Source organism: Mesorhizobium sp. M2A.F.Ca.ET.039.01.1.1 (assembly GCF_003998035.1).
Taxonomy (GTDB): Bacteria; Pseudomonadota; Alphaproteobacteria; order Rhizobiales; family Rhizobiaceae; genus Mesorhizobium.
In genome coordinates, this window is sequence record NZ_RZRY01001165.1 from 1 (window position 1) to 1,306 (window position 1,306).

Annotated in this window: 2 protein-coding genes; both read right to left on the reverse strand. The window is 61.4% G+C overall.

Annotated features, from left to right (window positions below):
• Positions 1–150: 150 nt before the first annotated feature.
• Entirely contained in the window at positions 151–489 is a 339-nt protein-coding gene (locus tag EOA24_RS38235; RefSeq protein ID WP_038655373.1) for an antitoxin Xre/MbcA/ParS toxin-binding domain-containing protein, read from the reverse strand.
• A 4-nt stretch (positions 490–493) separates the two neighbouring features.
• The coding region (locus EOA24_RS42175) for a hypothetical protein (RefSeq protein ID WP_189354605.1) at positions 494–1,306 on the reverse strand (813 nt) is incomplete at its 5' end.

The window sequence follows — 1,306 nt, forward strand, 5'->3', positions numbered from 1 at the left end:
GATCCCAACGGGCCCCAGCTGGATAGCCAAGCAGCGGCTCGCGCTCCTCGCGGACAATGCGCCAGACATCCCCCTCGAATGACACGCCCTTGTGCGTATCAAGCAGATCAAGCAGTTCGAGATCTCGCGCCCGTCGCTCCACGCGCCGCCTCAGATGTAGGCGCCGGCGTCGAGGCGTTCGATCACCGCCAGGACTTCCTGGGTACGATCCGCATTGATGAGATCAATCGCGCGCTCGTTGTTGAGAAGGGGATGACGTGAATGCAGCCAAAGCCTTGTTTCATCTGCGGTGTAAAAGTCGGATAGGCGATCAACAACGTACCGCAGGTCGGCAATAACCGTCTGGGTTCGAAGATTTGGAGAGCCGTTGCCATGCGACCATCGCGATACCGTCGCGGTCGACACATCGACAATGTTGGCGATGTCCTTGCCCTGCAGGCCTCCCCGAGACCGAAGATCGTCCAGAATTCGTGCTACTGCTGTGCTCATGTTGTTACCTGCGGTGCGAAGCTAGGCTCGCACCCCTCCCCTGCCGCCGCGGTGGGACAGGAGCCCTTGGCTGGCCGGCAATCGTGCCGTTCAGGGCATCCAGGACCGCATGCATCTTTTCCAGACGGTCGCTACTGCGCTGCAGCAGCTCGGACAAGCCTTCATCCGATATCTTGAGCTTCGCGGCCGACCGCGCGACCCGTTCCGCGGCAGCCAGCTCCTTCTCAAGAAAATGCTGCGGACGTCGCGCGTCGGGTACCGCTGACAGTTCCCGGATCTGGCGAGCGCGCTGGCGCAGATAGTGCGCCTTCGGATCCTTCAACGTGTCGCTCAGGCCATTCGGACAACATGACCGATCGTGGCAACACAGCAGAGGTTTGGCTCCTTGTGCAGCCATCAGCGCGTCGACCTGCTTCACGCTGAGAAGGCGATCCAGGCCGCCGATCAGAACCCGCTTCTCGCGTCCTCCGCCGCCAGTCTGAGGCGGCTTCCCCCAGTCACTGGCATCGAAGCGCTCCTTTTCGGCAACGCCATGACAAATTCCACCGGCGGCACCGAAGGCCGCAATGGCGACACCCACAAGACCACCGACTCCATCAGCGACGACAGGAACCTCCAGCCTGTGAAAGTCCATCATGGCAGCGATGTACCGTCGCAATCCCATCGGCGTGGCGTCGGCGCCAAAGCCCGAGACCCGGAACCACAGATTTTCGAACGGCACATTCTTCAGCGCGGTGATGAACGCCCGTCGTTGGGCGGGATCGCGAAGGGAGGCGTTCTTGATCATCAACGGGTAGTCGATGCCGATGTGTTTCCC